22 protein-coding genes and 1 pseudogene are annotated in these 22776 nt (G+C 71.7%); 12 read left to right on the top strand and 11 right to left on the bottom strand.

Annotated features, from left to right (window positions below):
- Positions 1-48 precede the first annotated feature (48 nt).
- The 5 genes from BLQ34_RS00670 to BLQ34_RS00650 all read left to right on the top strand — a co-directional run bounded on the left by BLQ34_RS00670 (position 49) and on the right by BLQ34_RS00650 (position 5180).
- On the top strand, positions 49-1452 hold the full coding sequence (locus tag BLQ34_RS00670) for a cryptochrome/photolyase family protein (protein ID WP_091780149.1): 1404 nt from the start codon (positions 49-51) through the stop codon (positions 1450-1452).
- Positions 1449-2204, top strand: coding sequence for a CPBP family intramembrane glutamic endopeptidase (locus tag BLQ34_RS00665; RefSeq protein WP_091780147.1), 756 nt, complete (start codon positions 1449-1451; stop codon positions 2202-2204). The genes BLQ34_RS00670 and BLQ34_RS00665 overlap by 4 nt, the downstream gene beginning before the upstream one ends.
- Before the next feature lie 3 nt (positions 2205-2207).
- A complete protein-coding gene (locus BLQ34_RS00660; protein ID WP_091780144.1) occupies positions 2208-3623 on the top strand; it encodes a tryptophan-rich sensory protein in 1416 nt (471 codons plus the stop codon).
- A gap of 124 nt (positions 3624-3747) precedes the next feature.
- On the top strand, positions 3748-4176 hold the full coding sequence (locus BLQ34_RS00655) for an SRPBCC family protein (RefSeq protein WP_157692835.1): 429 nt from the start codon (positions 3748-3750) through the stop codon (positions 4174-4176).
- 20 nt (positions 4177-4196) lie between these two features.
- Positions 4197-5180 (top strand): DNA topoisomerase IB, encoded by a 984-nt coding sequence (locus BLQ34_RS00650; protein WP_231961371.1) that lies wholly within the window; start codon positions 4197-4199, stop codon positions 5178-5180.
- A gap of 19 nt (positions 5181-5199) precedes the next feature.
- Here the strand turns inward: BLQ34_RS00650 and BLQ34_RS00645 are convergent, their stop codons facing one another.
- Positions 5200-6024: a hypothetical protein gene (locus tag BLQ34_RS00645; protein WP_157692834.1), complete on the bottom strand. Its 825-nt coding sequence runs from the start codon at positions 6022-6024 to the stop codon at positions 5200-5202.
- An 80-nt stretch (positions 6025-6104) separates the two neighbouring features.
- On the opposite strand from BLQ34_RS00645, the gene BLQ34_RS00640 reads away from it, so the two are divergent.
- Positions 6105-7595, top strand: a complete 1491-nt coding sequence (locus BLQ34_RS00640; protein WP_091780136.1) for an aminopeptidase P family protein — start codon at positions 6105-6107, stop codon at positions 7593-7595.
- Between the two features lie 225 nt (positions 7596-7820).
- On the opposite strand, the gene BLQ34_RS00635 is transcribed toward BLQ34_RS00640, so the two are convergent.
- The 3 genes from BLQ34_RS00635 to BLQ34_RS00625 form a co-directional block, all read right to left on the bottom strand.
- Positions 7821-8564: a PIG-L deacetylase family protein gene (locus BLQ34_RS00635; RefSeq protein ID WP_091780133.1), complete on the bottom strand. Its 744-nt coding sequence runs from the start codon at positions 8562-8564 to the stop codon at positions 7821-7823.
- Positions 8565-8677: 113 nt separating this feature from the next.
- Positions 8678-9268, bottom strand: a complete 591-nt coding sequence (locus BLQ34_RS00630) for a general stress protein (RefSeq protein ID WP_091780130.1) — start codon at positions 9266-9268, stop codon at positions 8678-8680.
- 106 nt (positions 9269-9374) lie between these two features.
- Positions 9375-10574: an acyl-CoA dehydrogenase family protein gene (locus BLQ34_RS00625; RefSeq protein WP_091780127.1), complete on the bottom strand. Its 1200-nt coding sequence runs from the start codon at positions 10572-10574 to the stop codon at positions 9375-9377.
- Positions 10575-10853: 279 nt separating this feature from the next.
- On the opposite strand from BLQ34_RS00625, the gene BLQ34_RS00620 reads away from it, so the two are divergent.
- Together BLQ34_RS00620 and BLQ34_RS00615 are read left to right on the top strand one after the other, a co-directional pair.
- Positions 10854-11693, top strand: coding sequence for a serine protein kinase RIO (locus tag BLQ34_RS00620; RefSeq protein WP_197674749.1), 840 nt, complete (start codon positions 10854-10856; stop codon positions 11691-11693).
- A gap of 52 nt (positions 11694-11745) precedes the next feature.
- A complete protein-coding gene (locus tag BLQ34_RS00615; RefSeq protein WP_091780123.1) occupies positions 11746-12537 on the top strand; it encodes an alpha/beta fold hydrolase in 792 nt (263 codons plus the stop codon).
- Here the strand turns inward: BLQ34_RS00615 and BLQ34_RS00610 are convergent.
- From BLQ34_RS00610 to BLQ34_RS00600, 3 genes are all read right to left on the bottom strand, one after another.
- Entirely contained in the window at positions 12531-13421 is an 891-nt protein-coding gene (locus tag BLQ34_RS00610; RefSeq protein ID WP_091780120.1) for a L,D-transpeptidase family protein, read from the bottom strand. The two genes, BLQ34_RS00615 and BLQ34_RS00610, sit on opposite strands and share 7 nt — an antisense overlap.
- Before the next feature lie 230 nt (positions 13422-13651).
- A complete protein-coding gene (locus BLQ34_RS00605; RefSeq protein WP_091780117.1) occupies positions 13652-14572 on the bottom strand; it encodes an HpcH/HpaI aldolase/citrate lyase family protein in 921 nt (306 codons plus the stop codon).
- Entirely contained in the window at positions 14532-15614 is a 1083-nt protein-coding gene (locus BLQ34_RS00600; RefSeq protein ID WP_091780114.1) for an HpcH/HpaI aldolase/citrate lyase family protein, read from the bottom strand. Before BLQ34_RS00600 ends, BLQ34_RS00605 begins: the two co-directional genes overlap by 41 nt.
- A gap of 51 nt (positions 15615-15665) precedes the next feature.
- Here BLQ34_RS00600 and BLQ34_RS00595 point away from each other — a divergent pair, with 51 nt between their 5' ends.
- From BLQ34_RS00595 to BLQ34_RS00580, 4 genes and pseudogenes are all read left to right on the top strand, one after another.
- On the top strand, positions 15666-16250 hold the full coding sequence (locus BLQ34_RS00595) for a hypothetical protein (protein ID WP_231961369.1): 585 nt from the start codon (positions 15666-15668) through the stop codon (positions 16248-16250).
- Between the two features lie 21 nt (positions 16251-16271).
- A pseudogene (locus tag BLQ34_RS00590) lies at positions 16272-17545 on the top strand (magnesium transporter MgtE N-terminal domain-containing protein).
- Positions 17538-18107 carry a DUF1003 domain-containing protein gene (locus BLQ34_RS00585; RefSeq protein ID WP_091780111.1) on the top strand — a complete coding sequence of 190 codons (570 nt, stop codon included), beginning with the start codon at positions 17538-17540 and terminating at the stop codon, positions 18105-18107. Before BLQ34_RS00590 ends, BLQ34_RS00585 begins: the two are co-directional and overlap by 8 nt.
- 9 nt (positions 18108-18116) lie before the next feature.
- Positions 18117-19262, top strand: a complete 1146-nt coding sequence (locus BLQ34_RS00580) for an Mrp/NBP35 family ATP-binding protein (RefSeq protein WP_091780109.1) — start codon at positions 18117-18119, stop codon at positions 19260-19262.
- 101 nt (positions 19263-19363) lie between these two features.
- On the opposite strand, the gene BLQ34_RS00575 is transcribed toward BLQ34_RS00580, so the two are convergent.
- Genes BLQ34_RS00575 through sigE form a run of 4 tightly spaced genes read right to left on the bottom strand, consistent with a single transcriptional unit; the run spans position 19364 to position 22655 of the window.
- The gene (locus BLQ34_RS00575) at positions 19364-19711 is read right to left on the bottom strand and encodes a Sec-independent protein translocase family protein (RefSeq protein WP_091780104.1); all 348 of its coding nucleotides are present in this window, start codon (positions 19709-19711) and stop codon (positions 19364-19366) included.
- A 9-nt stretch (positions 19712-19720) separates the two neighbouring features.
- Positions 19721-21361, bottom strand: a complete 1641-nt coding sequence (locus tag BLQ34_RS00570; protein ID WP_197674748.1) for a trypsin-like peptidase domain-containing protein — start codon at positions 21359-21361, stop codon at positions 19721-19723.
- Positions 21358-21990 carry an anti-sigma factor family protein gene (locus BLQ34_RS00565; protein ID WP_157692833.1) on the bottom strand — a complete coding sequence of 211 codons (633 nt, stop codon included), beginning with the start codon at positions 21988-21990 and terminating at the stop codon, positions 21358-21360. The genes BLQ34_RS00570 and BLQ34_RS00565 overlap by 4 nt, the downstream gene beginning before the upstream one ends.
- The gene (gene sigE / locus BLQ34_RS00560) at positions 21987-22655 is read right to left on the bottom strand and encodes an RNA polymerase sigma factor SigE (protein WP_231961368.1); all 669 of its coding nucleotides are present in this window, start codon (positions 22653-22655) and stop codon (positions 21987-21989) included. The genes BLQ34_RS00565 and sigE overlap by 4 nt, the downstream gene beginning before the upstream one ends.
- Positions 22656-22776: the final 121 nt, after the last annotated feature.

The raw sequence follows: 22776 nt of genomic DNA, 5'->3' as shown, positions 1-22776 counted from the left end.
TGGTGCCTTCGACCTGTCGCTGAACGTCGCCGAACCGAGAGGAGCCCCATGCCGTCGCCGAGCATCCTCTGGCTGCGCCGCGACCTGCGCCGGGGTGACCTGCCCGCTCTGGGGGCGGCCCACGACGCGGCCCGCTCGGACGACGGGCAGGGCGAGGTGGCCGCGGTGTTCGTCCTCGACCCGGCGCTGTGGCGCAGCGCCGGCACGGTGCGCCGGGCTTGGCTGGCCGAGACCCTCAAGGCGACCGAGGCGGCCTACGACGGGCGGCTCTGCATCCGGGAGGGCGACCCGGTGAAGATCGTCCCCGCCCTCGCCGCCGAGCTCGGCGCGGGTTCCGTGCACGTCTCCCGGGAGACCACGCCCGCCGGTCGTCGTCGCGACCGTGCCGTGGCCGCGGCGCTCGACGAGGCCGGCGTGCGCTGGGTCGAGACCGGCACCCCGTATGCCGTGGGGCCGGGGACGGTGACCAACGGCGAGGGGTCCGAGTACAAGGTCTTCACGCCGTTCTCCAAGGCATGGCGTCAGCACGGCTGGCCGGGACCGGCCACGGAGCCGAAGGGTCTGCGGCTGGCCAGCGTGAGCTCGGAACAGCAGGCCCGCACCACTCTCAAGAAGGCGCGTGAGGCCAAGGGCCTGCCGGACCTGCCGGCAGCCGGCGAGGACGCCGCGCTGGAGCGGTGGGCGGAGTTCCGCGACGGGGCGCTGGCCGACTACGGCAAGGACCGCGACCGCGCCGACCTCGACGGGGTGTCGCGCATGTCGCCCTACCTCAAGATCGGCGCGGTGCACCCCCGCACCATGCTCGCCGACCTGCACGACGGACGCCGCAACCTGGGCCAGGGTGCGGACAAGTTCGAGACCGAGCTGGCCTGGCGCGAGTTCTACGCCGACGTGCTCTGGCGCCACCCCCGCTCGGCCTGGCACGACCTGCGGCCGGCCCTGTCCGGGATGGAGTACGCCGACGAGGACCAGGCCGCCGACCTGGTCGACGCGTGGCGCCAGGGCCGCACCGGCTACCCCGTGGTCGACGCCGCCATGCGACAGCTGCTCCAGGAGGGCTGGATGCACAACCGGATGCGGATGGTCACGGCCAGCTTCCTCACCAAGGACCTGCACGTGTGGTGGCCGGTGGGCGCCCGGCACTTCCTCGACCACCTCATCGACGGCGACATCGCCTCGAACAACCACGGCTGGCAGTGGGTGGCCGGCACGGGCACCGACGCCTCCCCCTACTTCCGGGTGTTCAACCCGATCACGCAGGGGCTGCGGTTCGACCCCGAGGGCAACTACGTCCGGCGCTACGTGCCGGAGCTGGCCCACCTCCGGGGTCCGGCGGTGCACGAGCCGTGGAAGCACGACGACGGCTACGCGCACGGCTACCCCGAGCCGGTGGTCGACCACGCCGACGAGCGGCGTGAGGCGCTGAGGCGGTACGAAGCAGTCCGGCGATGACCGACCCCACCCGAGGACACCGTCCAGGGCTGCACCCGCTGCGGGAGGTGGGCGACTTCATCCGCGCAGCCCTGGTCACGCCGGTCGCCCGCGACCACACCGAGAGTGACGCCGCGTTCCACCGCCGACGGGTCGTCGCCCTCGTCACGCTGGTGGTCGGAGCCGTCGTGCTCGCCTTCGCGCTGCGGATCCAGCCCGGCGACCCGCTTTTCTACGTCGCCGGTCTCGGTCTGGCTGCCGTGTGGGCCGTGGGCGCCGTCGCCTCGGGGCCGCTGCACCTCGGTCGCGCGCACACCCGCGCCGGCGGCGAGGACGCCCGACCGATCGTGCAGTCCCTCGCGCTCGGCGCGCTGTTGCTGGCCATCTTCCTCGCCGGCGCCCTCGTCGTCGCCCGGGTGCCGCTGCTGCGCGACCCGGTCGAGCACCTCCTCGACCACGCGCGACTCGGTTCGCTGGCCATCGTGGCGGCGATCACCGCGGTCAACGGCGTGGCCGAGGAGCTCTACTTCCGCGGAGCCCTCTACGCGGCCGTCGGGCGTCGGCACGCCGTCGCGATCACCACCGTCGTCTACGCGCTGACCACGGTCGGCGCCGGCATACCCCTGCTCGTCCTGGCCGCCGCCCTGCTCGGGCTGCTCACGGCGCTGCAGCGCCGGGTCACCGGCGGCATCCTCGGCCCGGTCGTCACGCACCTCACGTGGTCGCTCGGGATGCTCTTCCTCCTGCCCGCCGTCCTGTCCACCGGGAGCTGACTCATGACCGACACCACCGCAGGGCCCCGCACGGCCCTCGTCACCGGCGCCACCGGCTACATCGGCGGGCAGCTGGTGCCGGCACTGCTCGACGCCGGCTGGCAGGTGCGGGTGCTGACCCGCAAGGCCGCGGGACTGCACGGCCGCCCCTGGCAGGACGACGTCGAGGTGGTCACCGGCGACGCGACCTCGCCGGACGACCTCGGCCGCGCCCTCGAAGGTGTCGAGGTGGCGTACTACCTCCTGCACTCGATGGATGGACAGGGCAGCTTCGTCGAGCGCGACCGCACCATGGCGCAGGGCTTCGCGGCGGCGGCAGCCGACGCGGGCACGGGTCGGCTCGTCTACCTCAGCGGGCTGCACCCCTCCGGCGAGCTGTCCGAGCACCTGGCATCACGGGTCGAGGTGGGCGAGATCTTCCTCGCCGCACCCGTCCCAGCCACCGTGCTCCAGGCCGGTGTCGTGCTGGGCGACGGCTCGGCCTCCTTCGACATGCTGCGCCACCTCACCGAGCGGCTGCCCGCGATGGTCGCCCCCAAGTGGGTCGACAACCGGATCCAGCCGATCGCGGTCGACGACGTCGTCCACTACCTCGTCGGCGCGGCCGACCTCCCCCGCGACAGCAACCGCACCTTCGACATCGGCGGACCCGAGGTGCTCACCTACGCGGAGATGATGCAGCGCTACGCCCGCGTGGCCGGGCTCGGTCGGCGGCTGGTCGTGTCGGTGCCGGTACTCACACCCCGGCTCGCCGGGCTCTGGGTCGGGCTGGTCACACCGATCTCCGCGGGCATCGCGCGCCCGCTGGTGGGCAGCCTCGTCCACGAGGCGATCTGCCACGAGGACGACGTGCAGACCGCGATCGGCGAGCCACCGGGCGGGCTGCGGGGCTTCGACGAGGCCGTCCGGTCCGCATTGCGCACCGTCGACCCGCTCCTCTGGCGGCGAACCGTCCGGCGGACCACCGCCACCGTCGCCACGGCGGCCGTCGTGGGGTCGGCCCTCACCGACCCCGGGTCCCGGTGGTACGCCAAGCTCGACAAGCCTGCGTGGCAGCCCCCGCCGGCCGCCTTCCCGGTGGTCTGGACCGGCCTCTACGCCGAGGTCGCGCTGCTCACCGCCGCTGCGTCGTCGGTGCTGGCCGAGCGCGACCGCCCCGACGACGCGCGCAACCTCGAACGCGCGCTGGCGGTCAACATGGTCCTCAACGCCGGCTGGACCGGACTCTTCTTCCGCGCCCACCGCCCCTGGGTGGCCGCCGCCGAGTGCGCCGCCCTCACCGCCAGCAGTGTCGACCTGGCCCGACGTGTGGCGCCGGCCGGACGGGGTAAGGCCACCGGACTGCTCGCGTATGCCGGGTGGTGCGCCTTCGCCACCGCCCTCACCACCGCGATCGCCCGACGCAACCCGCGGCACTGATCCGGCACCGAACCGCCCAGACCTCGTCTCCGAAACACCCTCGCCTCCGAAAACACCCTCGAACTCCGAAACACCCTCGCCTCCGAAACACCCTCGACCCGCCCCGAACCACAGGAGCCACCTGATGCCCACCGTGCAGCGCACCGTCAGCACCACCACACCCCCCAGCCGCGCCCTTCCTTACCTGCTCGACTTCGAGAACGCCGTCGAGTGGGACTCCGGCACGGTCAGCTGCGAGCTGCTCTCGGGGGACGGCGGCCCCGGCACCGTCTGGCACAACGTCTCGAAGTTCGCCGGCCGCACCGTCGACCTCGACTACACCCTCGAGAGCGTCGGTGATAACGGCTTCGTCATCGTCGGGCGCAACGAGACGACCACCAGCCGCGACACCATCACGGTCACGCCCGAGGGGTCCGGTTCCTCGGTCGACTACCGGGCGGAGTTCTCGTTCACCGGGCTCGGTCGCTGGCTGTGGCCGCTGGCCATGCCGCTGCTCAACAAGCTCGGCAACGACACCGCCAAGACCCTCAAGTCCGCCCTCGACAGGCTCTAGCCGTGTCGAGGTTGCGCAGGGTGTCGCCGCAGATGAAGGGTTGGCGGCGGCGGCGGGCCGGCAAGGGCTTCGTCTACCTCGATGCCGACGGGCAGCGGCTGGGCGCTGACGACGTCGAGCGGATCCGGTCGCTGGCGATCCCGCCGGCCTGGGAGGACGTCTGGATCTGCCCGCTCCCCCAGGGCCACATCCAGGCCGTCGGCACCGACGTGGCAGGGCGGCGGCAGTACCTCTACCACCCGGTCTGGCGGCTCAAGCAGGACCAGAGCAAGTTCGACCGCGTGCTGGCGGCGGCGGCGAAGCTGCCCGCGGCCCGCCGTCGGATCCTGGCCGACCTCGCCCTCGAGGGGATGCCGCGTGGGCGGGCCACCGCGACCGCCGTCCGGCTGCTCGACCTCGGCTACTTCCGGATCGGCAACGACGCCTACACCCAGGACAACGGGTCGTTCGGGCTGACCACCCTGGAGCGGCAGCACGTCCGCCGCAAGGGCGACGTCATCGTCTTCACCTTCGTCGGCAAGTCGGGGATCGAGCACAGCATCGAGATCGACGACGCCGCCGCCATCGCGGCGCTCGACCGGATGCGACGACGCAAGTCGGCCAGTCGCAGGCTGCTGGCCTACCAGGACGCCCGGCGCTGGGCCGATCTCGACTCCACCGCCGTGAACGCCTACCTCGCCGACCTGCTCGGGGGTGAGCTGACCGCCAAGGACTTCCGCACCTGGCACGCGACCGTGCTGGCCGCCGTGGCGCTCGCGAGCACCGACGAGCCGGGCGACACCAAGGCGTCGCGCAAGCGTGCGATCAAGGCGGCCGTCGAGGAGGTCTCCGGATACCTCGGCAACACCCCGACGATCGCCAAGAACTCCTACATCGACCCCCGGGTGCTCGACCGCTACGAGTCGGGCTCGACCATCGCCGTGGACCCGCGGCGCTACCGCACTCCTGAGCGCCGCCAGGCGGCGGTCGAGAAGGCCGTGCTCGCGCTCCTCGCCGACGGCTGACCGTCACCCTGCAGGTCTCTCACCCACTCGGGACGGTGGCGCACGCCGGCGCCCTGGCCAGCGCGGCCGCGGCGCCGCGGTAGGTCGCCAAAGCGGGTCCCGCGTCCTCGACCATCGCAGCCCAGCGCTCGAGGTAGGCAGCCTCGGCGGTGTGCTCCTTGTGGGCCATCATCGTGAGGTGCGCCGCCCACTGCCGGTGCACGACAGCGCCGGCGGCCGCCACCTTCGACAGCGCCGCCGTCCGCGCGGTGCACTTCTTCGCGGCGCCCTCGGCCGGGGAGCCTGCCGTGGCAGTCGCCAGACCCGCACAACCACCCTTGACGCGGTCCACGGCCGCGACGGCGCGGGTCCAGGCCGCGAGGTCGGCCGGCCCGCGCGCCTTCGAGGCGGCCCACTGCGCCTTCGTCTGCTGCACGGTGAAGGTCCCCGAGTCGAACTTGCGCTGGGCGTCGGTGTGCAGTCGCCAGTCCCGCGCCGACGCGGCCGCCGCGGTCGCAAGACTCTGTTGGGCCCGCACCGTCGTGACGCACGTGGCGAGCGCTGCCGCCGCGGTCGCGTCGGCGTTCGCCGACGTGGTGCTGGAGGACGCGCTGCCCGGGGTCGACGAGGTGCCGGTCGATGCCTGGCCCGACGGGGTGCCGGTCGAGGCGGGCGTGGTGCTGCTCGAGGAGCTCGACGAGGAAGCCGATGGTGAAGACGTCGTCGAGCTGCCAGCCGCGGCAGGTGGCCTGGCCATGCCCCCGGTCATGGCGGCATACGCTCCGCCCACTCCCAGGGCCACCACCAGCAGGGCGCCCCCACTGATGACGGCAAAACGTCTGGCCTTGCCCCTGTGCCGCGCCATCCCCCGATGCTGGCAAAGGACGACCCGGACCAAACCCACCAGACGGACGAGGCCGCCTCGTGTCGTGGCACGATGGGCCGGTGAGCGAAGAGCAGCAGAAGCCGGAGAACCGCGCCCGCCCCACCACGGACGAGTTCCGTGCGTTCGTCGCCGAGGACTGGGCACCGCGTCGCCCGGGTCCGAGCGAGCTGAGCGAGGCCGCCCGCTATGCCGCGGCCCGGCGTGCCGCGGTGAGCGCCGCCTTCGAGGGCGACCGGCTGGTGATCCCCGCCGGCGGACTGAAGGTGCGCAGCAACGACACCGACTACGTCTTCCGGCCGCACAGCGCGTTCGTCCACCTCACCGGACTGGGTGGTGACCGCGAACCCGATGCCGTGCTCGTCCTCGAGCCGCGCGACGACGGCACCCACGAGGCGATCCTCTACTTCCGCCCGCTCGCCGGGCGCGACACCGACGAGTTCTTCGCCGATGCCCGCTACGGCGAGTTCTGGGTCGGCGCGCGGCCGACGATCGAGGACATCGAGACCGAGCTCGGCGTCACCGGCCGCCACATCGACGAGTTCTCCGACGCCGTGGTCAAGGACGCCGGCGAGGTGTCGGTGCGGCTGGTCCGCGACGCCGACCGCGACCTGACCCGCGAGCTCGACGCGGCCCGCACCGACGAGACCACCGAGCAGGACGACCTCACCGAGGCCGACGACGAGCTCGCGCACTTCCTGTCGACCCTGCGCCTGACCAAGGACGAGTGGGAGGTCGAGGAGATGCGCAAGGCGGTCGCGGCCACCCACCACGGCTTCGACGCCGTGATCGCCGACCTGCCCGAGGCCGTCGCCAAGGGTCGCGGCGAGCGCTGGGTCGAGGGCGTGTTCGGTCTCACGGCACGCCACGAGGGCAACGGCGTCGGCTACGACTCGATCGCCGCCGCCGGCGACCACGCGACCACGCTGCACTGGATCAAGAACACCGGTGAGCTCAAGGACGGCGACCTGATCCTGCTCGACGCCGGGGTCGAGGTCGACTCGCTGTTCACCGCCGACATCACCCGCACGCTCCCGGCCAACGGCACCTTCACCGACGCCCAGCGCGAGGTCTACGACGCGGTCTACGCAGCCCAGGAGGCCGGGCTGGCCGCCGTGAAGCCCGGCAACAAGTTCTCCGACGTGCACGCCGCCGCGATCCGCGTGATCGCCGAGCACCTGCACGCGTGGGGACTGCTGCCCGAAGGGATCTCGGTCGAGGACACTCTCGACAAGGAGCACGGCCAGTACCACCGGCGCTGGATGGTGCACGGCACCAGCCACCACCTCGGCCTCGACGTGCACGACTGTGCGCTGGCCACGCGTGAGGAGTACATGGACGCCGAGCTGCTGCCCGGCATGGTGCTGACCGTCGAGCCGGGCCTTTACTTCAAGGCCGACGACCTCAAGGCGCCGGAGCGGTTCCGGGGCATCGGGGTGCGGATCGAGGACGACGTCCTGGTGACCGAGGACGGCCACGAGAACCTGTCCGCGGCCATGCCCCGCACGTCGGCCGACGTGGAGGCCTGGATCCGCGACGTCCAGTCCCGCTGACCCGTCGCCAGCTCATGCAAAAGGCGAGTTAGCGCCGCTCTGTGCCCGCTGACCCGTCGCCAGCTCATGCAAAAGGCGAGTTAGCGCCGCTCTGTGCCCGCTCACCCGTCGCCAGCTCATGCAAAAGGCGAGTTAGCGCCGCTCTGTGCCCGCTCACCCGTCGCCAGCTCATGCAAAAGGCGAGTTAGCGCCGCTCCAGCGGCGCTAACTCGCCTTTTGCATGGATCAGCGACGCTCGACGACGTCGAGGGTGAGGGCCTTGTCGACCCCGGCGGCCTGACCACCCCAGCCGAGGATCATGCCGATCAGCTCGGCGGGCTTGGGGAACTCGTCCGGCAGCGCGGAGTTGTAGGCCTCGTGCGCCTCCAGCGACGCGACTGCCTGGTCGAAGTGCTCCCCCACGTCGACGAAGTGGGTAGGCGTCGGCGAGCCGCCGAAGCAGAGCCGCTTGACGTTCCACGGCTCGAACCCCTCGTCGACCAGCTCGGGGAAGATCCACCGGTTCCCCGCGTCCGCGACGGCGTCGACGGTGGCGAGCCCGACTGCCCGGTGGTCGGCCTGGTTGAGCATGCCCTGGACGAACCGGTCGCCGTAGTGGCCGGTGACGACCACGTCGGGCTTGCGGCGCCGGATCTCGCGGCTGATGTCGCGGCGCAACGCCAGGCCGTACTCGACGTTGCCGTCACGGTGGGTGCCGAAGTCGACCTCGCTGACGCCGACGATCGCCGCCCCGTCGCGCTCCTCCTGTTCACGCACCCGAGCCGCCTCGTCGGGGTGCATGGTGTCGATCCCTGCCTCCCCCTTGGTCAGCAGGAAGTAGGTCACCGTCTTGCCGGCGGCGGTCCACTTCGCGACAGCTGCGGCGGTTCCGTACTCGATGTCGTCCGGGTGCGCCACGACGCACAGCACGGACGCGAAGTCGTCGCCGAAGTCGGCGAGTGTGGGCTTGTCCCCTCCGGTCTCAGTCATGGGATGGAGGGTATGCCGCGCGGCCGGGTCCGCGCCTCCCCCCGCCGCGCGCGAGTCTTCGCGGGATCTGACGGGTCCTGGTCCCTCGGGTCCCTCAAAGACTCGCGAGCGCCTCAGCCCTGAGCAGGGGGCGGAGGGGTCACCTGCTCGCTGGCGGCCCGTTGGCGCTCTGCCTCGCGGGCGGCGTCGACCTGCGCCTGGGCGGCCGCCATCGGGTCCATCTTGGTCAGCAGCTCGCGGCCCTGGGCGACGAACTTGTGCTCCACGAGCACCTCGTACTGGGTCGCGACGACCTGCATGACCGAGGTGAAGTCACGGTTGCCGCCGGTCAGCGCGTAGCCGATCAGGGCCCAGATCAGCCCGAACACCGCACCGAACGCCACCGTCAGCAGGATGCCCAGGAGGCCGGCGCCGTTGCCCGTGTCGAAGAGCGCGAAGATCAGCCCGACGAACAGTCCGAGCCACGCGCCGGAGACGAGCCCACCCACTGCGACCCGCTGCCGGGTGAGCCGACCGGTCACGCGCTCGAGCTGCTTGAGGTCGGTGCCCACGATGAGGACGTTCTGCACCGGGAACTCGTGGTCGGACAGGTAGTCGACGGCCTTCTGGGCCTTGTCGTAGGTGTCGTACCGCCCGAGGGACATCGGGTACTCCAGCGACAGGACCGCACGGGACCTGGCCATGGCATTGGGCTGCGTGCTCATGGGGCCAGTGTCTCAAAACCCTCTGGGAGCGCGCTGGACGCCTCCCGTGCGACACCTGAGGGCGCCGGCGGGGTATGCCGCGTGGCCGGGCCACGCGGCCTACCCGTCACTTGAGCTTGAAGTCCTCGAGGAGGCGGCGGCCGATGATCATCTTCTGGATCTCGGCGGTGCCCTCGCCGATCAGCAGCATCGGGGCCTCGCGGTAGAGGCGCTCGATCTCGTACTCCTTGGAGTAGCCGTAGCCGCCGTGGATCCGGAACGACTGCTCGACGACGTCCGCGCAGTTCTCGGCGGCGAGGTACTTGGCCATCCCGGCCTCGAGGTCGTTGCGCGCGCCGGAGTCCTTGAGCCGGGCGGCCTTGACCATCATCTGGTGGCTGGCCTCGACCTTGGTGGCCATGTCGGCCAGCCGGAAGAGGATGCCCTGGTGCTCGGCGATCTTCTTGCCGAACGTCTCGCGCTGCTGGGAGTAGGCGATCCCCAGCTCGAAGGCTCGCATCGACACCCCGCAGGCGCGGGCGGCGACGTTGACGCGACCGACCTCGACGCCGTCCATCATCTGGTAGAAGCCCTTGCCGGGCTCGCCGCCGAGGATCTGCGCGCTGGTCGTCCGGTGCCCCTCGAGGACGAGCTCGGTCGTGTCGACGCCCTTGTAGCCCATCTTCTCGATCTTCCCCGGGATGGTGACGCCCTGGGCGGTCTCGCCGAAGCCGGGCTCCTTCTCCACGAGGAAGGTCGTCATGTTCTTGTAGACCGACTCGGCGCCGAGGTCCGTCTTCACCAGCACCGCAACGAGATTCGCACTGCCGCCGTTGGTGAGCCACATCTTCTGACCGGTGATCGACCAGTTGTCGGTGTCGCCGTCGCGCACCGCCTTGGTGCGGATCGCGGAGACGTCCGAGCCGAGGCCGGGCTCGCTCATCGAGAAGGCGCCGCGCACCTCGCCGGTCGCCATCCGCGGCAGGTAGCGCTGCTTCTGCTCCTCGGTGCCGTGCTGCAGCAGCATGTAGGCGACGATGAAGTGGGTGTTGACGATGCCGCTCACCGACATCCAGCCGCGGGCGATCTCCTCGACCACCAGCGCGTAGGTGAGCAGCGACTCGCCCAGGCCGCCGTACTCCTCGGGGATCATCAGCCCGAAGATCCCCATCTCCTTCATGCCCTCGACGATCTCGGTGGGGTACTCGTCCTGGTGCTCGAGCTCCTGCGCCACCGGGATGATCTGCTCGTCGACGAACTCGCGCACGAGCTTCACCAGCTCGATCTGCTCCTCGGTCAGGCCATCGGTCTGCTGCAGTCTGGACATACCGGCGAGTATGCCGAGCGACTCACCGCCAGCACAGGTTCAGCCCGTGTGAGCCTGCCCACCCGCGACGTGCATCACGCCTGGACGCGAAGGCGCGCTGAAAATCAGTGGCGCGGCGGCCGGCCCGCCTGTCACGCTGGTTTGGTATGCCGCGTGGTCACCTGCCGCGCGGACGTCCCCCGCATCGCGGGACGCACCATCGATGAAGGAGGGCCGACATGTCCACGACTGTTCCGGGCTGCCCTTGCGCCCACCCCCTTCTCACGATGGAGTCTTCCGTTGCACGCTTTTCAGGAGAACGACCAGTTCTCGTTTGACAGCCTTCCCGACGCGCCCCCCGAGGGTGAGCGTTGGTCGAGCTGGGACGGTGCCACGCACGGTCCGAAACCCCGACCCGACTGGGTCATCACCGCGCTCGGTGCGGTCGAGTCCGACCTCGGCGTCCTCAAGACGGGCAAGGAGGCGGACGTCCACATCGTCCGCCGCTGGATCCCCGACGGCACCACCACGCCGGCCGTGGACTCGTTCCTCGCCGCCAAGCGCTACCGGACCGGCGAGCACCGCCTGTTCCACCGGGACGCCGGCTACCACGAGGGCCGTCGCGTCCGGCGCAGTCGCGAGATGCGGGCCATGTCCCGGCGCACCGAGTACGGCAAGGAGCTGCTGTCAGGGCAGTGGGCCGTTGCCGAGTTCGAGGCGCTCGGGACGCTGTGGGAGATGGGTCTGCCCGTCCCCTACCCGGTCCAGCTGAGCGACCGCGAGATGCTGATGGAGTTCATCGGCGGCGAGGGCGAGGCGGCACCCCGGCTCGCCCAGACCAGACCGGCCGCAGACCTGCTGCCAGAGCTCTTCGAGCAGCTGCGCAGCTCGATGGTCACCCTCGCCCGGCGTGGGTGGACGCACGGCGACCTGTCGCCCTACAACGTCCTGCTGCACGACGAGCGGCTGGTCATCATCGACTGGCCGCAGATCGTGGACATCATCGGCAACCCCCGCGGCTTCGAGTTCCTGGAACGCGATGTCGCCAACATGTGCCGGTGGTTCGTCAGCAAGGGGCTCGAGGTCGACGAGGGCGAGCTGCTCGGCGACCTGGTCGCCGAGGCGACGTCGCGCTGGTAGCCAGGCACGCGGCATACCCGAGGTGTGGTCCCGGCCGTCCTAGGGTGGTGCCATGGCCACGCTGACCCGCCGCTCCCTGCTCGCCGGAGCGGCGGGGGCCGGCGCCGTGGCCCTTGCGGGCTGCCGTGGCTCCGGTGCCGTGCCAGTGCGGTCCGGCACCCTGCGCAGCAGCCACCTGCCCGGGCACGTGCTGAACTGGCAGCTGGCCCAAGCCCCGTCGCCGTCCGGTTCAAGCGCCGCCGCGCCGGTGGTCGTGGTGCTGCACGGCAAGGGCGGCGACGCCTCACACGCGTTCCGGATCATGAAGCTGCACGAGCACGTGAAGGAGACCGGCCTGACCCTCGCCTCCGTCGACGGGGGTGACTTCTACTGGCACGCCCGCCGGGTCGGTGTCGACACCGGGGCGATGGTCATCGACGACTTCCTGCCGCTCGTGCGCCGTGAGACCGGCTACGAGGGCAAGGTCGCCTTCCTGGGCTGGTCGATGGGGGGCTACGGTTCGCTGCTGCTGGCCAGCGAGCTCGGACCCGACGCGGTGTTCGCGGTCGTCGCGGAGAGCGCCGCCCTCTGGACCGCGCCGGAGCTCAGCGCGGAGGGCGCGTTCGACGACCGCGCGGACTTCATCGCCCACGACGTGTTCAGGCGCACGGACGTGCTGTCGAAGATCCCGGTGCGGATGGACTGCGGGCGCTCCGACCCCTTCGTCCCCGGCAACAAGGCGTTCGGAAAGGCGCTCCCGTCGGCCGAGCTCACCTTCGACAAGGGTGGGCACACCGCGGAGTACTGGACCAGCCACGGCGGCCCGCAGCTCGAGTGGGTGCGCCGTCAGTACGACCGTCAGTAGACGACGACGCGGCCGCCGATCGGCATGATGCCGTTGGCCCAGATCATGTCCATCGCCGGGTTGCTCACGCGGGCGCAGCCGTGCGAGGCCGGGAAGCCGGGCACGCTGCCCGCCCCGTGCACCGCGATGCCACCGTTGAAGTAGCGCGGCCGCCACAGGTCACCGAGGGGGCCCTTGTCGAGGTGGTCCACCGAGCGGAAGGTGCTGTAGGTGCCGGCCGGCGTCAGGGCGGTGTGGGTCGCGCCGCCGCTGGTGTACTGCTGGCCGCTGCCGGTGCTGGTGTTGAGGATCATGGTGACCTTGCCGCCGCGGACGACGAGCAGGACCTGCCGGGCCTTGTCGATCTCGATGCCCGTGCCGCCGATCCTCGACTGCGGTCGCACACCGTTGCGCAGCGCCTTGGCGGTGGCCGGGCCGAAGACACCGTCGCGACCGAGGCCGGCTGCCTTCTGCAGCGCCATCACGGCCTGCGAGGTGAGCCCGCCGTAGACGCCATCGGCCGCGCCGTTCCAGTAGCCCAGGGCCGACAGCTGCTGCTGGACCTGCTTGACGTAGGGGCCCCTGTCGCCGGAGTGCAGGGTGTCGCCCTCGACCGGGGTCGGCTTCGGCTTCGGCTTGGTCGGGGTCGGCTTGCTGGTCGGCTGTGGCGTCACCGTCGTCGTGGTAGGCGCCGGAGTGGTCGTCGTGGGAGTGGTGGGCTCGGGCGTGGACGTGCCCGGGTCGGTCGGCGTGGCCGGGTCGGTGGTGCTGGTGGCGCCTCCCGCCGAGGGCGTCCCCGACGTGTTCTTGCCGAAGGTGATGCCGCCACAGCCACTCAGTGCGAGCGCCCCGACCAGCACGGTCGCGGCCAGCGCCGAGCGTGCTCCCGTCCGCCTGCGGTCCATCGTGTCCCCTTCCCTGGCCGGCGGACGCGGTCCGCAGGCAACGCCTACTCAGACATGGTGACGCACACCGGCCGGTTTCGGTTGTCCCCCGCGCCGAAACGTGACCTGCAGACACATGGCGCGGCCGCCCTCCCCCCGAGGGCGACCGCATCCACCAAGACGCCGTGCGCGGCCGAAAGGTTGCCTCGATTTCCGGTTGATTTCTCAACCAGCCCGGTATGCCGCCGGAGTCAGTCCGCGTCGAGGCCCGAGATCGCCTCGTGAACGGCCAGCACCCGCTGCGCGGTCTCCACGTGGAGGCTCTCCACCAACCGCCCCCGGTGCGTGACGACGCCCGCCCCGGCGCCGGACTCCCAGGCCGCCAGCACCCCCCTGGCGTCCTCCACCGCCGCCTCGCTGGGCGCGAACGCCGCGTTGCAGGCCTCGACCTGCCCCGGGTGGATGAGGGTCTTGCCGTCGAAGCCCAGCTGCCGCCCCTGCTCGCACTCCGCGGCGAAGCCCTCGGCGTCCTGCACGTCGTTGTAGACCCCGTCGAGCACGACCTTGCCCGCCGACCGGGCGGCCAGCACCGCGAGGGAGAGTGCGGTGAGCACCGGCTGGCGACCGGGCACGTGCTCGGCAGCGAGCTCCTTGACCAGGTCGTTCGTCCCGAGCACCAAGACGCTCAGGCGGTCCGACGCAGCGGCGATCTCGCGGGCGTTGAAGACCGCCTGCGGCGTCTCGACCATCACCCACAGCTGCGTGCGTTCCGGGGCGCCGGCCGCCTCCAGGGCCGTGGCCAGAGCACGGACCTGCTCCCCCGTCTCGACCTTGGGCACCACGATGGCGTCCGGACCGGCCACCGCAGCAGCGGCCAGGTCGGCCGCGTGCCACTGGGTGCCCACGGCGTTGACCCGGATCGTCACCTCACGACGGCCGTAGTCCCCCGACGAGGCCGCGTGGCACGCGTTCTCTCGCGCTTGCTCCTTCGCGTCGGGCGCGACCGCGTCCTCGAGGTCGAGGATGAGCGCGTCGACGGCCAGCGTCCTGGCCTTCTCCAGCGCCCGCTCGTTCGAGGCAGGCATGTAGAGCACCGAACGACGTGGTCGGTATCCCGTGGGACCGGCCACGTCAGGCACCCGCGCCTTCGCTGGGACCCGGCTCCGCGGCATACAGCTGCGCGAGCTCGGGGTCGGTGGCGGCGAGCCGCTCGGCGAGCTCGAGCATGACCAGGCACTGCTTCAGCGACGCGTCGTCCTCCATCTTGCCGTCGAGCATCACCGCAGCCGTGCCGTCGCCCATCGCCGCCACGACCCGTCGGGCGTGCGCGACGTCCTCGGCGGACGGGCTGAAGACGCGCTTGGCGATCTCGACCTGCACCGGGTGCAGCGACCACGTGCCCACGCACCCGAGCAGGAAGGCGTTGCGGAACTGGTCCTCGCAGGCGACGACGTCCTGGATGTCACCGAACGGGCCGTAGTAGGGGAAGATCCCGTGCATCGCGCAGGCGTCGACCATCCGCGCGATCGTGTAGTGCCACAGATCTTGTTGGTACGTCTGGCGATTCGCGTTGATGTCGCCATCGACCGGGTCCTGGCGCACGAGGTAGCCGGGGTGCCCACCACCCACACGGGTCGTCTTCATCCGGCGGTCGGCGGCGAGGTCGGCGGGGCCGAGCGACAGGCCCTGCATGCGCGGGCTGGCGCCGGCGATCTGCTCGACGTTGGCCACACCGCGGGCCGTCTCGAGAATGGCGTGCACGAGGATCGGGCGCTGCAACCCGGCCCTGGCCTCGAGCTGGGCGAGCAGCCGGTCGACGTAGTGGATGTCCTCCGGGCCCTGGACCTTCGGCACCATGATGACGTCGAGCTTGTCGCCGACCTCGGTGACGAGGGTGGTGAGGTCGTCGAGGGCCCACGGGCTGTCGAGGGAGTTGATCCGCGTCCAGAGCTGGGTCGCCTCACCGAAGTCGGTGCCGCGGGCGATCTCCACGAGTCCGGCGCGGGCGGCCTCCTTGCGGGCTGCCCTGACGGCGTCCTCGAGGTTGCCGAGCAGGACGTCGACGGTCCCCACCATGGCCGGGACCTTGGCGGCCATCTTCGCGTTGCTCGGGTCGAAGAAGTGGATCACCCGCGACGGGCGGGCCGGCACCTCGCGCAGGGGTGTGGGGGCGCCGACGGCGAGCGGGGCGAAGAAGTCCTTGGGGCTGCGCACGCGGCGACGCTAGCAGCGACAGTCTCGGCGCGGTTATGACACAGTTCACGTGTGACCGAGAGCGCGCCCGAGCCCGCCGTCCAGGGCAGCGACGAGGGCACCGACGAGGCAGTCGCGCCGCCGCTCAACGTCACCGCACTGTTCGCCGAGGCAGCGTCGAAGTCCGGCCTGATGTGGGTGCAGCCGCCAGGTGACCGCGCCTGGCCGTTCTGGCACGCCTGGGCCGACGACACCGTGTACGTCGTGTCCGGCCCGGGCGAGCAGAGCCTGCCCTGGCTCCCCGACGAGGTGCAGCTCATCCTCCGGAGCAAGGACACCGGTGGACGGCTGCTCACCGTGCAGGCCACCGTCCACGGGATCGGGCCGGACGACGAGGGCTGGGGCGCAGCCACCGACGCGCTCAGGGCGGGCCGGCTGAACGCTCCCGACGACGTCGTCGACCGCTGGGCGCGGGAGTGCACGGTGCGCGGCCTCCACCCCTTCGGTGCGCCGGTCGAGGGGCCCGGCCACTACTCCACCACGTCCGGGGCCGCACCCGTCCCGCCCAGCGAGGCCACCACCGCCACCTGGCGCCCGTGGCACTGGCGCGGGCGGCCACGCCGACGGCGTGGGAACCGCCTCCCCGACGAGCGCTGACCAGCCGGATAGCCTTGCCGCGTGAGCACTCCGTCGCGCGTCTTCGTCGGCCGCCTGACCAGCCTGAGCGTGTTCGACCCGCTCGGTGACCAGGTCGGTCGGGTGCGCGATGTCGTCGTGACGTTCGGGGCCTCGCGGCGGCGACCCCGCATCCTCGGGCTCGTCGTCGAGGTGCCCGGCCGACGGCGCGTCTTCGTGCCGATGACGCGCGTCACCTCGGTCGACGGCGGCCAGGTCATCACCACCGGCCTGGTCAACATGCGCCGGTTCGAGCAGCGCACCAACGAGGTCTTGGTGATGGCCGAGATCCTCGAGCGACCGGTCACCGTCCGCGACCCCGAGGGCGACTACGAGGCGACCGTCGAGGACGTCGCGATCGAGCAGGAGCGCAGCCGCGACTGGGCGGTGTCCAAGGTGTTCGTCCGCCAGGGCACCGGGCGCAGCTCGCTCGGGCCGTTCCGACGGCGCAGGGGGGCCACCGTGCTGGTGCCCGTCGAGGACGTCACCGGCATCCACCAGTCCAGCGCCGGCCAGTCGGCGGCCATGCTGCTCGAGACCTACGACGACCTGAAGTCGGCCGACCTCGCCGGCGTCATCCACGACCTCTCCCCAAGCGGCGGGCCGAGGTCGCCGAGGCGATGGACGACGACAAGCTCGCCGACGTGCTCGAGGAGCTCCCCGAGGACGACCAGGTCGAGATCCTCGAGACCCTCCCTGTGGAGCGCGCGGCCGACGTGCTCGAGGCGATGGAGCCCGACGACGCCACCGACCTGCTGCACAACCTCACCGCCGAGAAGCAGGAGGAGCTGCTCCAGCTGATGGAGCCGGACGAGGCCGCCGACCTGCGCCGGCTGCTGACCTACGACGAGGAGTCGGCCGGCGGCATGATGACCACCGAGCCGGTCATCCTCGGCCCCGAGGCGTCGATCGCCGAGGCCCTCGCCGTGGTTCGTCGCGCCGAGATCTCGCCCGCCCTGGCGTCCACGGTCTACGTCTGCCGCGCGCCCCACGAGACCCCCACCGGCAAGTTCCTCGGCATCGTGCACATCCAGCGGCTGCTGCGCGAGCCTCCCCACGGCGCCATCGGCGGCATCCTCGACAAGGAGATCGAGCCACTCACCGCGGACGCGCCGCTCGGTCAGGTGACGCGGATCCTGGCCACCTACAACCTCGTCGGCGTCCCCGTGGTCGACGCCGATGGCCGCCTGATCGGCGCGGTCACGGTCGACGACGTGCTCGACCACATCCTCCCCGACGACTGGCGCGAGGACCGGCACGAGGTGACCCATGGCTGAGCGCGACCGCCGGGTGTCCAGCACCCGGCTCGACCAGCCCCGCGAGACCCGCCGGGCCCTGCTGCCCCGCCCCACCATGAGCCAGGAGACCTTCGGGCGGTGGAGCGAGCAGTTCGCCCGGTTCATGGGCACGGCGCAGTTCCTCATCGCGATGACGGTGTTCGTCGTCTTCTGGGTGGCCTGGAACCTCGTGTCACCGAAGGACTGGCGGTTCGACAACTACCCGTTCATCTTCCTCACGCTGATGCTGAGCCTGCAGGCCTCGTATGCCGCGCCGCTCATCCTGCTCGCGCAGAACCGCCAGGCCGACCGTGACCGGGTCGCCCTGGAGCAGGACCGCGCCCGCGACGAGCGCAACCTCGCCGACACCGAGTACCTCACCCGCGAGGTGGCGTCGCTGCGGCACGCGATGGGTGATGCCGCCACCCGCGACTTCCTGCGCTCCGAGCTGCGCGGCCTGCTCGACGAGCTCGAGGAGCGCGGGCTCGAGGTGCGCCGACGTGAGGCAGATGACAGTCCCACGGGCCCGACCGGTTCTTCGCGGGAGCACGGCGCGACCTAGCATGGGGGCATGTCCGCCCCCGCTGCACCCGTGACCGAGGACGCCCTGCTCCAGGCGCTGTCCACGGTCATCGACCCCGAGATCCGCAAGCCCGTCACCGAGCTCGGGATGGTCGAGAGCGTGGGGGTCGACGACGCCGGACGGGTCGCGGTGACGATCCTGCTCACCGTCTCGGGCTGCCCGATGAAGGACACGCTGACCAAGGACACCACCGCGGCCCTGTCGAAGCTGCCCGGTGTGACCGGAGTCGACGTCACCCTCGGAGTGATGAGCGACGAGCAGCGCGGCGCCCTGCGCCAGCAGCTGCGCGGCGGCACCGCCGAGCGCGAGATCCCGTTCGCCAAGCCCGGCTCGCTCACCCGCGTGTATGCCGTGGCGTCCGGCAAGGGGGGCGTCGGCAAGTCGTCCGTCACCGTCAACCTCGCGGCCTCGCTCGCGGCCAGCGGCCTGCGGGTGGGTGTCGTGGACGCCGACGTCTACGGCTTCTCGGTGCCCCGCATGCTCGGGGTCGAGCACAAGCCGACCCAGGTCGACGACATGATCCTGCCGCCGGTGTCGCACGACGTGAAGGTCATCTCGATCGGCATGTTCGTGCCCGGCAACCAGCCCGTGGTCTGGCGTGGGCCGATGCTGCACCGCGCGCTGCAGCAGTTCCTCGGAGACGTCTTCTGGGGCGACCTCGACGTGCTCCTGCTCGACCTGCCGCCCGGCACCGGTGACATCGCGATCTCGGTCGCCCAGCTGATCCCCACTGCCGAGATCCTCGTCGTGACCACCCCGCAACAGGCTGCCGCCGAGGTGGCCGAGCGGGCCGGCTCGATTGCGCTGCAGACCCACCAGCGGATCGTCGGCGTGATCGAGAACATGTCCTGGCTCGAGCTGCCCGACGGCTCGCGCCAGGAGATCTTCGGGTCCGGCGGAGGGCGGGCGGTGGCCGAGTCACTGACCCGCGCGGTCGGCGCCGAGGTGCCGCTGCTGGGTCAGATCCCGCTCGACACCAACCTGCGCGAGGGCGCCGACGAGGGCAACCCGGTCGTGCTGCGCGACCCCGAGTCGCCGGCTGCGGTGTCGCTGCGGGCGATCGCACGTGGTCTGGCCACCCGGTCCCGGGGTCTCGCGGGCCGCTCGCTGGGTCTCTCCCCCGTCGGCCGCTGACCGTCGCTATCTCATGCAAAAGGCGAGTTAGCGCCGCCTCGTGCCGGCGCTAACTCGCCTTTTGCATGAGATAGCGCCGTCGGGGTCAGGTGGCGTCGGGGTCAGGTGGCGTCGTCGTCGTAGGGGGTCGGCTTGCTCTCGTCACGGGTCGCCGACCCGGGGCCGAACCCCGACCCACCGCCGCCGTCGACGGGTGAGGGGTCGAGCAGCGCCTCGCGCACGATCCGGCGCGGGTCGTACTGGCGCGGGTCGTACTGGCGCCAGTCGATGTCGTCGAACTCGGGCCCCATCTGCTCGCGCAGCTGACCCTTCGCACCCTCGGCCATCGCCCGCGCCTGGCGCACGAGCCGACCCAGCTTCGCGGCATACTCGGGCAGCCGCTCGGGGCCCAGGATCACGACCGCCAGCACGATCAGGGCGATGAACTCCCAGCCGTTGACGCCAGCCATCCCCGCCTCCTACTTGGCCGAGCCGGAGAGGGTGAGCGTGACGCTGATCGTCTCGCTGCCGCGACGCACCTTCATCGACACGGAGTCGCCGACGCTCTTGGCGCGGATGGCGACGACCAGGTCGTCGGGATCGGTGACGCGACGGCCGTCGAACTCGACGATGACGTCACCCGCCTTGATGCCGGCCTTGGCCGCCGGACCCTGCGGGTCGATCGGGGGCCCGCTCGTGTCGCTCTCCTTGGCGAGGATGCGCACCCCGTCGCCGGTGAACTCGCGGTCGAGCACGACACCGATGACCGGGTGCTGGGCCGAACCGGTCTTGATCAGCTGCTCGGCTGTCTTGAGCACCTGGTCGCTGGGGATCGAGAAGCCCACGCCGATGTTGCCCGACTGCGTGTCGGTGGCGCCCGGGATGCGGGCGATCGCGGAGTTCACGCCGATCACCTGGCCCGCCATGTTGAGCAACGGTCCACCACTGTTGCCCGGGTTGATCGCGGCGTCGGTCTGGATGGCGTTGATGTAGGACTGCTGGTTGCCGTCACCGCCGGGGCTGACCGGACGGTTCAGGGCGCTGACGATGCCGCTGGTGACGGTGGACTCCAGGCCCAGCGGGGCGCCCACGGCGATCACCTGGTCGCCGACGACGACGTCCTTGGACGACCCGATCACGAGCGGCTCGAGGTCGGTGCGGCTGGTCTTCAGGACGGCCAGGTCGTAGGAACCGTCGCGCCCCGCGATGGTGGCGTCGATCTCGGTGCCGTTGGCCAGCTCCACCTTGATCGTGCCGCCGCTCGCGGCACTGGCGACGACGTGGTTGTTGGTGATGATGTGGCCGTCGCGGTCGATCACGAACCCCGAGCCGGTGCCTCCCCCGTCGGCACCGTCGACCTTGATGGTGACGACGCTGGGGAGCGCGTTGGCGGCGATGTTGGCGATCGAGCCCTGCGGCCGCGCGGTCGAGCCGGCCCCGGCCGAGGGGATCGAGGAGGGCGTGCGGTCGAGCCCGCTGAAGTCGATGCGGCCGGTCGAGCTCAGCCAGCCACCGAACACCCCACCCAGGCAGGCAGCCACCAGCGCAGCGATCGCGGACACCGCCACCAGGGCGCCCCAGCCGGGGCCCTTCTGCTGCGGTGCGCTGGCCTCGGGCGGGCGCTGGCCGACCCACGGTGCCGGCTGGCCGGCATACCCGGCGTCGGCGGTGGGGCTGGAGATCGGGTCCCATCCCGTGGCGGAGGGGGACGTGGGCTGCGGGCCACCGCCGAGCGGCCCCTGGGCTGCCGCCTCGGTCGGGAAGCCAGTGGGCTCCGGAGCAGGCTGCTGGGCGACCGGCTCGGCAGCTGGTGAGTCGAACGGCCAGCCGGTGGGCTCGGCGGCCCACACCGGCTCCTCGACAGCGGGCGGCTGTGGCTGTGACGAGCCCTGCGGCTCTGGCGAAGCCTGGGTGGGGGGCTGTGGCGAGTGGCCCTGCAGCTCCTGGGTGTGGTGGAGGTCCACCGGCTGGGTCTGGTCACCGCTGGAGCGACCGGGCGGCGCCCACGGGTCCCAGACGGGTTCGGGGGTCGGCTCGGAGCGCACCTCGGCGGTCGGCTCGGACGCGGGGTCGGCAGGTGCCGGCCGGTCGTGGCCTTCCGGAGGTCGCTCGTCGCTCATGGTGTCGATTGTGCCGAACGACCACGCACCGTGCCCACGGAGGGTGTGCCGGAGGGGGTCGCCGGGGAGCTCCCCAGGCCGCGGACCGTGAAGGCGGCCGTCGCGAAGCCCGGTGTGACCGGCTTGGCCCGCTGCACGACAGGGGGCGAGCTCGGGTTGGTCGAGGTCAGGCCACCGCTGACCACGAGGCTGAGGGCCGCGGCAGCAGTCGCTCCGGCGGCGAGGCCGGCGTAGACCGTGGCTCGTCCGGCCGAACGGTGCAGCGCCGGAGTGCCGCGGTCGACGACCCGCACCGGTGCGACCGGGATGGGGGGCGGCACGGGCGCGCGGGTCGCCTCCGGACCCTCGAGGGTCGCGGTCGGCAGCTGCGTCGCGAGGGCCAGCAGCATGCCGCGCAGGTCACCGGGGACGGGCGAGTCGGCCGACGAGCGCAGCGCGGCCAGCACGCGACGCTCCTCGTCGACGGCGGCCCGGCAGCACTGGCAGCTGACCACGTGACGGTCCCACCGCAGCAGGGTCGCGTCGTCCATGGCGCGGTCGGCGTAGGACGTCAGCTGGTCGCCGAGGCACCGGCCACGGCCCCCGGTGAGGCTCGCACCCGGCACTCCTGCCCACAGCGGGCGGCTCATCGTGACCCGTGCACCGCCCGGCCGAGCACCGGGATCCGGCGCTTGGCGACGGGCGCGCGGTCGGCGTCCACGGCGGGACGGGCGAGCTTGGGGTCGCGGTGCGCGAGGGCCTCGCGCAGCTGGGCCCGGCCGCGGTGGATGCGCGAGCGCACGGTGCCGAGCTTGACGCCCAGGGTGGCCGCGATCTCCTCGTAGGACAGGCCCTCGATGTCGCACAGCACCACGGCCGCGCGGAAGTCGGGCGAGAGCGCGTCGAGGGCGCGCTGGACGTCGTCGTCGAAGTGGGTGGCGTCGAAGGTGCCCTCGGGCCCCATCTCACGACTGGGCAGCCGGGCCGCGGACTCGTCGGACAGCGCGTCGAAGCGGATCCGCTGCTTGCGCCGCATCTTGTCGAGGAAGACGTTGGTGGTGATGCGGTGCAGCCAGCCCTCGAAGGTGCCCGGCTGGTAGCTGTGCAGCGAACGGAAGACGCGGATGAAGACGTCGTGGGTGAGGTCCTCGGCGTCGTGCGGGTTGCCGGTCAGGCGGTAGGCGAGGCGGTAGACGCGGGCCGAGTGCTGCTCGACGATCTCCTCCCAGGTCGGCGGCACCCACGCGGGCGCCTCCCCTGGGGCGTCCCCCTGGACGTCCTGCCGGGCCGTACCGATCGTGTCGGTCGCGGACACGTCCCTCACCTCCGTCGGGCGCCGGGTGGCGCACACACTGTCATTCGGTCCAGACGACCGAGTGGCCTGCATCGTTCCCCAACAACCTGAGCGTTTGCTGTATGCCGTGGTGCCCGGTTCG

This window comes from Pedococcus dokdonensis (assembly GCF_900104525.1).
Classification (GTDB): domain Bacteria; phylum Actinomycetota; class Actinomycetes; order Actinomycetales; family Dermatophilaceae; genus Pedococcus; species Pedococcus dokdonensis.
This window is presented reverse-complemented; position numbering and strand designations above follow the sequence as displayed.